11 protein-coding genes are annotated in these 9,293 nt (G+C 55.2%); 4 read left to right on the forward strand and 7 right to left on the reverse strand.

Annotated elements, in window-relative coordinates; translation table 11 throughout:
- Nucleotides 1–83: 83 nt before the first annotated feature.
- The 5 genes from mobC to KHQ28_RS08800 form a co-directional block, all read right to left on the reverse strand.
- Entirely contained in the window at nucleotides 84–815 is a 732-nt protein-coding gene (mobC, locus tag KHQ28_RS08780) for a MobC family replication-relaxation protein (RefSeq protein WP_004152551.1), read from the reverse strand.
- Nucleotides 815–2,779 (reverse strand): type IV secretory system conjugative DNA transfer family protein, encoded by a 1,965-nt coding sequence (locus KHQ28_RS08785; protein WP_004178196.1) that lies wholly within the window; start codon nucleotides 2,777–2,779, stop codon nucleotides 815–817. Before KHQ28_RS08785 ends, mobC begins: the two co-directional genes overlap by 1 nt.
- A gap of 1,480 nt (nucleotides 2,780–4,259) precedes the next feature.
- Nucleotides 4,260–4,409, reverse strand: coding sequence for a colicin release lysis protein (locus tag KHQ28_RS08790; protein ID WP_004152552.1), 150 nt, complete (start codon nucleotides 4,407–4,409; stop codon nucleotides 4,260–4,262).
- Nucleotides 4,410–4,493: 84 nt separating this feature from the next.
- A complete protein-coding gene (locus KHQ28_RS08795; RefSeq protein ID WP_004152553.1) occupies nucleotides 4,494–4,751 on the reverse strand; it encodes a cloacin immunity family protein in 258 nt (85 codons plus the stop codon).
- A gap of 9 nt (nucleotides 4,752–4,760) precedes the next feature.
- Entirely contained in the window at nucleotides 4,761–6,446 is a 1,686-nt protein-coding gene (locus KHQ28_RS08800) for a colicin-like bacteriocin tRNase domain-containing protein (RefSeq protein ID WP_004178188.1), read from the reverse strand.
- Between the two features lie 401 nt (nucleotides 6,447–6,847).
- Here KHQ28_RS08800 and KHQ28_RS08805 point away from each other — a divergent pair, with 401 nt between their 5' ends.
- The 3 genes from KHQ28_RS08805 to KHQ28_RS08815 all read left to right on the forward strand — a co-directional run bounded on the left by KHQ28_RS08805 (nucleotide 6,848) and on the right by KHQ28_RS08815 (nucleotide 8,125).
- The gene (locus KHQ28_RS08805) at nucleotides 6,848–7,267 is read left to right on the forward strand and encodes an Exc2 family lipoprotein (protein WP_001254601.1); all 420 of its coding nucleotides are present in this window, start codon (nucleotides 6,848–6,850) and stop codon (nucleotides 7,265–7,267) included.
- A 305-nt stretch (nucleotides 7,268–7,572) separates the two neighbouring features.
- Nucleotides 7,573–7,836 (forward strand): hypothetical protein, encoded by a 264-nt coding sequence (locus tag KHQ28_RS08810; protein WP_000072676.1) that lies wholly within the window; start codon nucleotides 7,573–7,575, stop codon nucleotides 7,834–7,836.
- On the forward strand, nucleotides 7,826–8,125 hold the full coding sequence (locus KHQ28_RS08815; RefSeq protein WP_001146176.1) for a type II toxin-antitoxin system RelE/ParE family toxin: 300 nt from the start codon (nucleotides 7,826–7,828) through the stop codon (nucleotides 8,123–8,125). The genes KHQ28_RS08810 and KHQ28_RS08815 overlap by 11 nt, the downstream gene beginning before the upstream one ends.
- 61 nt (nucleotides 8,126–8,186) lie before the next feature.
- Here KHQ28_RS08815 and KHQ28_RS08820 read toward each other — a convergent pair whose 3' ends face one another.
- Nucleotides 8,187–8,564, reverse strand: coding sequence for a hypothetical protein (locus KHQ28_RS08820; RefSeq protein ID WP_000312627.1), 378 nt, complete (start codon nucleotides 8,562–8,564; stop codon nucleotides 8,187–8,189).
- Nucleotides 8,565–8,632: 68 nt separating this feature from the next.
- Between KHQ28_RS08820 and KHQ28_RS08825 the strand changes: the two genes are divergently transcribed.
- Entirely contained in the window at nucleotides 8,633–8,812 is a 180-nt protein-coding gene (locus KHQ28_RS08825; protein ID WP_000165971.1) for a Rop family plasmid primer RNA-binding protein, read from the forward strand.
- A gap of 27 nt (nucleotides 8,813–8,839) precedes the next feature.
- On the opposite strand, the gene KHQ28_RS08830 is transcribed toward KHQ28_RS08825, so the two are convergent.
- Nucleotides 8,840–9,293, reverse strand: a 454-nt coding sequence (locus tag KHQ28_RS08830) for a hypothetical protein (RefSeq protein WP_128571306.1), incomplete at its 5' end; no start/stop codon positions are given.

Here is a 9,293-nt window from a genome sequence, read left to right on the forward strand (position 1 = left end):
TGCTCGCTGGTCGGCATGATGCAGCGCTCGCCGTTCCGGTCCTCCGCGTCTTCAATAAATACCATGTACAGCGCCATAATCCCTCACTCCGTTGTCATAAATTTAAAGCACGCAAACAACCGTTCACGATCCAGCTCTGCCGTTTTGCGGGCCTCGCCGGTCTGTGGGTTCACGATTTCATCCACCGACAGGATTGCCCGCTGCACCCTGACCTGCGTCGCCCGGTCCGGGCAGATGTACCAGATTTCATCGATGCCGTTAGCTTTGCGGTTGAACAGATACCCGGACACCACTTCCTGATACCGGCGACGGCTCTTGACGGTGCGCTCCACCTCAAACGCCACCGTTTTACCGTCCAGCTCCGCCAGGGCGTCCGGCACTTTCATGCCTTTAAGACTCAGACGGTGCAGAATGCGCCAGCCGGTGGCCCCTCTGGCTTCCATATCAAGGCGCAGGGATTGCACGGCCAGCCGGTGCGGCAGATGTGCTGCCGACACCCTTGACGGCTGAAACGGAATAACATCCGCCAGCGGTTCGTCCTCGTCGAACGAGAACGCCACGCCATGCGGCGTCAGCCCCCACACGCTGACCTGACGGCCGTCCACCGGATATTTGGTCCGGACCAGCAGCCCTTTCGCCACCAGGCTGTCGAGGAAGCGGTAGACCGGCTGCACCGCCGCAATCCCCAGCCGCCGCGCAACCAGCTCCGCCGTGGAACACAGCTCTTCCCGCAACCAGCGCAGGGTCAGCCGGGTTTTCTCCGCGTTCCGCGCCTGTCGTTTCGCGTGGCTGACGTTGTACAGCTCCAGCGCCATCAGTAAATCCCCGCAAAATCATCATCCGCTTTCGGCCCGCCGCCGTCGGCCGGGGGCCGGAACTCCGCCAGGGGATCGGTTTTCGCCAGCACCGGGAAACGCTGCAACGGGATTTCCCGGCGCTCAACCCGCAGCGGACTGCTGAACGCCATCCGGGCCACACCCAGCCCGGTCATGACCGCGAACCCGTCCGGCAGGTGTTGCAGGGTGTTCACGTCAAACAGCGGCCGCGCCTCCTTCTGGATGAAGCTGTCCCCGCTGATATGCTCCACGTTCCCCGCCTCCCGGCTGGCACGGCGGCGCTCCACGTCCACCCTGATTTCCCCGGTCTGCCCCGCCGCCCACTGCGCGGACTCCAGGCTGGCCGCCCGGTAAAACCAGCGGATCGGCGTGTTATCCAGTACCGTGGTTTTCACAAATTCAGCGGGCAGATCCTGCCCGCACTGCCCGAAATCGCCCAGCGACTGGTGCGCGAGCAACAGATTGCAGTCCCGGCTGCGCAGCGTCCCCAGTGCGTTCAGTACATACTTCGACAGCAGATATTTAATTTCATCGAGCATCACGCTGACGTGTGGCCACTCCCGGAACTCGTCCCGCGCAATGATGATTTGCGCGCAGCGGGCAAACAGCATTTTTTGCACACGGATCACCGCCTCGTCGTCCATCGAGCCGATAACGTACAGGCAGCCGCCGCCGTTGATAATCCCCGCCACATCGATACCACTGTCCGTCTGCAGGACGCTCAGGTCAGCGACGTTTTCCAGCCTAGTGATCAACCCCTTCACGTCCTTTTTCAGGGCCTCCGGCAGCGCGTACGCCGCCGCCAGCACCTGCTGAATGTTTGCCCCCTGCGGAAACTGCTCCGCAATCAGCTTCGCCGCTTTCTGCTCGCTGATGCGGTAGTGGTCCGCCACGTCGCCGGTCTCGCCCAGGTTAAGCCCGGCAATCAGCAGGTTTTTCAGCGCGTACTGGTCGAGATCGCGGAACAGATTCAGCTGCGCCGGTTTCCCCGGCCGCAGATCCAGCAGGGTGAAGTCCGGACAGTGCGCCCGGAAGACGTGCGGCGCCCATGCGTCCCCTTTGGGGTCGAAGTACACCACCGCGTCCCCGAAATCGCGTACGCAGCGAATGAGCGCGTTGGTGGCCATCACGCTCTTGCCGCTCCCGGGCAGGCCGAGGATCTGAATGTTGGTCTTGCGCCAGGTATCACGCGGAACCAGCACCGGCTTGCCCTGCTCATCCTTACCCAGAAACACCGCCTGCTCCTGCCGGGCCTGCTCCGAGGAAAAATCGGCCAGCGCATTAACCGGTACCGGCTCCCCGAAATGCAGGTGGCGCACGTCGGTCATCTCTCCTGTCCGCTGGCTGCTGCGCCGGCTCTCCTGATTCAGTTTCGCGTTCACCGCCTCGTCAGCAGCCGCAAAATGACCGTCAAGCAGCAGGAACGCCAGCAGCCGCGCCAACACAATCCCGACAGCCAGCCCGCCCGCGCACCAGGCAATCCCGAACAGGTTAGCCGGCTGCAGCAGGTAATAATCTGCGTTTGCGTAGAGGTCCGGACGCAGGACGGTTTCTCCCCAGCTCTCGATAAACACGGCGACAACCAGCCCCCCCAGAAGGGCCAGACCGGCCGCGCCGGTCAGCCAGTACGCGTAGTTCCAGACATGTCGACGTGCCCTGACCATCCGCCCGGGCGAATCCAGCGAGGCCAGCACCGAAAATGGCGCTGGCCGTTTATTATCGCGCTTATAGCGATCGGCATACTCCCGTCGCTCCTTATGACTCAGCCCCACAAAACGCATCCGTCCGGCCCAAAGTTCAGCCAGACCGAAAAACAGGCCGATAACTAGGAAAGCCCCGGCCAGACCGTAATACTCCTGGTACAGCCAGCTGACCCACGGATAAATCTGCCGGGCCAGCTCCGGAATGTGCCACTTCCAGGCAAGCGAATCCGTATTAAACATGTTCTCTCTCCTTCAGACGATGGTTTGCCGGCGTGATGTGCAGCCCCCGCTGCACAAGCCGCGGACATGCCCCAAGGCATGGCGGCGGCGGTCACGTCCGTGGTGATTGCGTTCAGCTTTCACCACGGAGGCCAGCCTCTTTCCGCCCCATGCGGAAAAGGCGCAGCCCCGGAGGAACAACGAGCACGCCCCAGCGTGTGAGAGGAAAAGGCGGCACCCCAGTGCGGTCTTTTCCGGTGTTCCGGCCCCCGTCAGAGTTCGCCATAGCGAGCGGCTGACCACCCGCAAAATCAGGAGCAGCTTTGCTGCTTCGCCAGGTGCGTCCAGCACCGTGGATTTTTGTGGGTGGTCAGGCGTGAGCCTGACGGGGGCCGGGTGAATTTCTGGCGTGGCCGGCGTCCAGCCGGACGGAGCCAGAAAGAGGGGGAGAGACCGTGCGTCGGTGGCGTCCAGCCAGCGTAAGCAGGGGATATCCCCCTGAGGTCAGCCACGCCCTCGCGGGGATGACCTGTATTTCTCCGTAAGGAGAAAAAAGCAACAGAGATAGGTTAACGTAAAATGTTCAGCGAAAAACCGATATGATTCACCTATCCTGGTAATTTATTATCAGGGAATATAAAGACTTAATCAGGGGACAATATGCCACATCAGCGCGTCCGGTGTCCGTCTTGTAGGTGCCGGGGAAATTGCGCCTCCTCGCTCACTCGGTCGCTACGCTCCGGCCGTGAGACTGCGGCGGGCGCTGCGGACACATGCAAAGTTACCCACAGATTCCGTGAATAAGCAGGGGACTAACATGTGAGGCAAAACGGCAAGGCCACGCAGGTGGCGTTTTTCCATAGGCTCCGCCCTCCTGACTGAGTTCACATAAACAGACGCTTTTTCGGTGCATCTGTGGGAGCCGGTGGCTCAACCATGAATCAGTCAGGAGTGGCGAAACCCGACAGGACTTAAAGATCATCACCGTTTCCGATGAATCGCTCCCTCTTGCGCTCTCCTGTTCCAACCCTGCCGTTTCCCGGATACCTGTTCCGCCTTTCTCCCTTGCGGGAAGTGTGGCGCTTTCTCATAGCTCACACTCTGGTATCTCGGCTCGGTGTAGGTCGTTCGCTCCAAGCTGGGCTGTAAGCAAGAACCCCCCGTTCAGCCCGACTGCTGCGCCTTATCCGGTAACTGTTCACTTGAGTCCAACCCGGAAAAGCACGCAAAACGCCACTGGCAGCAGCCATTGGTAACTGGGAGTTCGCAGAGGATTTGTTTAGCTAAACACGCGGTTGCTCTTGAAGTGTGCGCCAAAGTCCGGCTACACTGGAAGGACAGATTTGGTTGCTGTGCTCTGCGAAAGCCAGTTACCACGGTTAAGCAGTTCCCCAACTGACTTAACCTTCGATCAAACCACCTCCCCAGGTGGTTTTTTCGTTTACAGGGCAAAAGATTACGCGCAGAAAAAAAGGATCTCAAGAAGATCCTTTGATCTTTTCTACTGAACCGCGATCCCCGTCAGTTCAGAGGAGGACGATGGTGCCACCGTTCCACCCTGAACATCCCGGATATAGTTTGCCTGACATGCGACCAGAAGAAAGCCTGAAAAAATCAATATAAAAAGAAAAACAACCTTTACCTTTTTCATATACCTTCCCTGTATTTAAAAACCCCGGCATTCATCCCTGAACACCGGAAGTCTGTATTTCAAATCATCCTTGATAACTTTTGCTTACCAGTTACCATCCCGGTAAACAAAGGATACAAAGTAATCAAATTTACTAATATCGATTACATTTTTAAAGTGTGGCTGTAATATCGAAACCCATGATTTTTCAACATCAAACCAACCATTATTAATATTATCCTTTAAAGGCATCCCCAGACTTTCAATGACAGAACCATCATCACCGAAGTCTTTTGAGTATTCACCACCTTTAAACTCTTCGGTTTTCTTATCAAACCAATGAATATGTAATTTAAGCCCCATATTTACCTCTTAAAGATATTTTTTAATGTTTCGTTTTGGATCCGGCCCTTTAACCTGCTTACCCGTTTTTGGATCGAATGCCCCGAGGTGTTCGCCATCACTGGCGCGGTACCCTTCAAGCTCACCGTGCTGGGAATCCCATTCATAAATTTTACGCTTTTTATCACCATACCATCGGGCCCGCTTACCACCACCACCTTGTTTAGGGGTTTTAGGTTTACCCTCTTTCAACTCTCCCAACCCCTTAATATCTTCAGTCTTGGGATCAGGAAAATAATCATGGCCGTAATCTTTAGTTCCCTTACGAGGTTTTTTCTTTTCCTCATTTAATTTATTTTCTGCATCCTTCGCTTTTTTCTCCTTTTGTTTCCGGCTCTCCATCGCCCCGGAAAGCGCAGCCTTATCCCTGGATAAGGATTCATTCATTTCGTTTAAAGATGTCTGGGCAGCTTTTAATTTCTCATTCTGATTCTGAATATCCTTATCAAGATAGCGAACCTGATCCTGCCACCCGGAGCCATATTCATGAGGCGGGTTATAAGTCACAAAATCATCTTTATTTGCCTCTGCCTCTTTTACCTTTTTATCGGCTTCCTGAACAGCAGCCCTTGCACCGGGGATCGCCTTCTCTGTCGATGCAATGCGACTGTTTAAGGTCGCAATATTTTTATCTTCAGCATCCAGCTCAGCTTTCGCTTTATCATACTCTCTTTTCAGCCCCTCTTCCGGGTGAGCAGCGTCCCATGCCTGCTGGCGACGCTTTTCTTCCTCCAGACGCTGTTTTACCTGTGCCGGAGTAAGAACATCCGTCACCGACACATAGACCGGTTTCTGTCCGCTCTCTTTCGGGAAACGAATAACGGCCTCACGGGAGTTACCACCGGCCGTAAAACCAGCCGGACGTGAATCACCTTTTTCAGCAATAATGCCTTTTGGCGGGGCTTTCGCGGCCGGAACACCTTTAGGTACGCTCACCTGCAGAGACGGGAGACCCGGAATCGACACACTGAATACCCCCGGACGTTTTGTCGGTTTCGCATCCACCACAGGAACACTCATTGGCCGGCCGGTGACAACCGCAATATGCTGCCGCTCGTCCTTCACAATATCCGCCACACGTTTAGTGACGCTGACCGTCGCCTGGTCCAGCGGCAGGGAGCTGACCGGCGTCTCTGTTACCGTGTCTGCCGGCAATGACGTCACGATTTTTGACATCATTTTCGGATCATCTTTTGCTATCTCAGAAGGCAGCACTCCGTAAATCGCAATCCCCCACAGACCAAACTTAAACGGACCTTTCAGGGCAGCCAGCACATCAGCAACAGCGGCCGACAACGCATCGCCGGAAACGGATAAAGCCAGTCCTTCAGCCCCCGGAGTGGCCAGGGCAGGCAGACCGAAGGCCATCGCGGTGGCCGAAGACTGTCCGCCACCAGAGCTCCCGCTATGATTGCCGCTGTTACCGCCATTACCACCGGGTTTACTCCCGCCGTTACCAAACTCCCCCGGGTTATAGTTATGAATATCCCCGTTAGGTGTATGCGTCGTACCCCAGCCCGGCCCGCTGTTTGGATCCGTACCACCACCTGATGAAGGGCCACCTTTACCTGATGTACCGTTCACATTCCCACTGGCCTGACCACCATTGTGTCCCAGACCTGAATTACCCGGACCTCGTCCGTCTCCGCCACTCATATACTTTTCCTCTTTGACTTTTAAAACAATAAACTAAAATAAAATACTGTACATATAACCACTGGTTTTATATACAGTATAAAAATTACGCTGCCTTGTTTTTCATGTCAAGTCTGTAAATTTGCGTTTTTGTGAAAATGATCAAAAAAACAGCCACTCACACCATGCGCAATCCCCTCCAGATGCAACAAAAACCAGCACAAACGGCGCCGTTCTCCGGCCTCAGTATGTTTTACTGAAATCATTATATGAGATACCAGAAAGCCCCCTCCGGGACAGGAAAAGAAACGGGGGTCTGGTTCGGGTTGTTCGGTCACTGAACACGGTCAGAAACTGATGATAAGATAGCCTGCGGATATATAACTCAATGAGAAAAAAGAATTAAAGGTAAGGAGACGCTCATGAGACGTTCCGGCAGCAAACTGTGTCTTATCGCCATGATAACAGCGACAGCAACTCTCACTGCCTGTGCTCCAAAGGGCAGCGTGGAACAGCATACCCGGCATTACGTATATGCTTCAGATGACGGTTTTGATCCCAATTTTTCCACCCAGAAAGCTGACACAACACGAATGATGGTGCCTTTTTTCCGGCAGTTCTGGGATATGGGCGCAAAGGATAAAGCGACCGGAAAATCACGGAGTGATGTGCAGCAACGCATTCAGCAGTTTCACAGTCAGGAATTTTTAAACTCACTCCAAGGCACAACACAATTTGCGGGTACCGATTACCGCAGCAAAGACCTCACACCGAAAAAATCAAGGCTACTGGCTGACACCATTTCAGCTGTTTATCTCGATGGCTATGAAGGCAGACAGTAAGTGGATTTACCATAACGCGTCATTACGCGCACCGCTCAGACGGGCTCAGGGCGTTTCCGGCGGCTACGGGATAAAACAGGCAACAACCCCCCCGGAAAACTGCCGGAAACGCGCCCGATAAATTTTATCCTAATGCATGCCTATGCACGCAACTGCATGGCATATGTTTTGACGTAAAATGGATGCCGTAAGCCCTTTTTTACCGACTTTCTGCTTCATCAGCCTGACTGACACGACCATATTCTTTCAGACCGCCCCCTGCTAAACTTCCTTCATATTGCCGCATTAACCCGGGAGGCTCCGCAATGAGCAACACTACACACTACGAAAACGCCAACTTTCTTCGGGAACTGGCTGAAAGCCTGCCCCGCATACTGCCGGAAGGTGGCCCGGACAAAGCTGCGCTGTTGCAGCGACTGGCTAACGAAGAACTGGCCCAGGCAGAGTATGAAGATCAGGTTCGCGCCAAAGTGACCGCCGCCCGTGCTGACACGCGTCCGGGTATGACCACGGAACAACTCCGCCAGCGCCTGCATGGCCGTTATCAGGAACTGCGCGATGCCGTATGACGTGGAATGGAAGCAGGGAGCCATCGAGGATGTAACGACGCTGTTTGACTATATCGCGGAAAATTCATCCCTGTGGGATGCGCAGAACGTTACCGACCGGGTTCTCGCTGCGGCGGACAAACTGGCCGACTTCCCGCGACTCTATGAAGTGGACTCACGCTATGGCGAGGACGTTCGCCGGATCAGTCTGATGGGACAGCATGTCCTCTATGATGTTGATGACCAGACCAGAAAAGTCCGGGTTCTGGCCGTGGTCGGCCAGCGCCAGAATCCCCATATTGTTCTCTAATAACCGGTGACGGGGACGCAATTCATTGCGTGGCCGTCGCCGGTTGGACAAGCACAGCGCGTCAGCGTTTTCCCCACGGCCACCACCGGCGCGGTGTTCCGGCCGGGGTCTCTGCTGTCTCCGGTTTGTGTTCCAGCAGTCTCATGGACTGCATTTCCTGCCGTAGCCCGGCCACCTCCTCCCTGAGTGCTTTTATCTCCGCGATCAACGCGTCGGAGGCCATTTTTTCAGTCTCACCCGACAGTCTCAACTCGTCCCGCTCGTGAGTCTCATCCTGTCTTAACTCACCGTACACCCGGATAAGCTCGCTGGTATCCACCACCCGGCCGCCATCAGCTTCCGTACGGTATGATACGCGGCCTTTCGCCATATCCCGATACAGGGAACTTCGGGCTTTACCCGTCAGTTCCGTCGCCTGTCTCACCGTCACCCACGCCATTGTCTCACCCCGCTATTTTTGAGACAGTATACCTGACAGGCGCACACCATGCCCGGAAGGAAAGAATCATGACAAAACAGGAAAAAACAGCCCTCAATATGGCTAAATTTATTAAGGAGCAGTCGCTGCTATTGCTCGATAAACTGAACGAGCTGGATATGGATACCCCGGCCGACATGTGCGAGCGGCTACACGAGGATGCGGAAACACTCTGGCAGGTGATGCGGGATAAGCTCGGGGAGGAATAACAGCACCGGCATGGCCGGTGCTGGCATTTATTTTTTGCCGAACGGCCACCACCGGCGGGCAGGTTTGTCCTCCGGCAGTTCAGGTACCGGCACGTTAAAATAGCGGCTGTTATATTCCCGCATCAGCTCCGCTTTCAGCTTCTCGTTCACCGCGCTTTCCCCGTGCCGCTCACTCACCACGTCAATCATCGCGTTAATCTGCTCCGGTGAGCACTTCCCGGCATCAACCACCTGCACACCGTTCTCGATGGCGAACCGCTCCACCTTGCGATAGAGGTAATCACACAGCTTCATTCCTGTGGGTTTGTTCCGTTCCCATTGCGGATTTTTACCAGTGAAAAAGTACGTGGCTTTTTCGTCGCTGTTGAGCCGCTCGTCATACATCCCGATGGATTTCATCATCGCCAGATGCTGGGCCCGGTCGACAAAACAGAAAACATACGCCCCGGTCTGCCAGGCGAGCACCACCATATCTTCCAGA

It is taken from the genome of Klebsiella sp. 28, from assembly GCF_018223905.1.
GTDB classification, from domain to species: domain Bacteria; phylum Pseudomonadota; class Gammaproteobacteria; order Enterobacterales; family Enterobacteriaceae; genus Klebsiella; species Klebsiella pneumoniae.

Excerpts from the sequence above, each read along its gene's own strand:
- KHQ28_RS08790 (WP_004152552.1), bottom strand. The coding sequence starts at position 4,409 with ATGAAAAAGGTAAAGGTTGTTTTTCTTTTTATATTGATTTTTTCAGGC.
- KHQ28_RS08820 (WP_000312627.1), bottom strand. The coding sequence starts at position 8,564 with ATGGCGTGGGTGACGGTGAGACAGGCGACGGAACTGACGGGTAAAGCC.
- KHQ28_RS08785 (WP_004178196.1), bottom strand. The coding sequence starts at position 2,779 with ATGTTTAATACGGATTCGCTTGCCTGGAAGTGGCACATTCCGGAGCTG.
- KHQ28_RS08815 (WP_001146176.1), top strand. The coding sequence starts at position 7,826 with ATGCCGTATGACGTGGAATGGAAGCAGGGAGCCATCGAGGATGTAACG.
- KHQ28_RS08805 (WP_001254601.1), top strand. The coding sequence starts at position 6,848 with ATGAGACGTTCCGGCAGCAAACTGTGTCTTATCGCCATGATAACAGCG.
- mobC (WP_004152551.1), bottom strand. The coding sequence starts at position 815 with ATGGCGCTGGAGCTGTACAACGTCAGCCACGCGAAACGACAGGCGCGG.
- KHQ28_RS08800 (WP_004178188.1), bottom strand. The coding sequence starts at position 6,446 with ATGAGTGGCGGAGACGGACGAGGTCCGGGTAATTCAGGTCTGGGACAC.
- KHQ28_RS08810 (WP_000072676.1), top strand. The coding sequence starts at position 7,573 with ATGAGCAACACTACACACTACGAAAACGCCAACTTTCTTCGGGAACTG.
- KHQ28_RS08825 (WP_000165971.1), top strand. The coding sequence starts at position 8,633 with ATGACAAAACAGGAAAAAACAGCCCTCAATATGGCTAAATTTATTAAG.
- KHQ28_RS08795 (WP_004152553.1), bottom strand. The coding sequence starts at position 4,751 with ATGGGGCTTAAATTACATATTCATTGGTTTGATAAGAAAACCGAAGAG.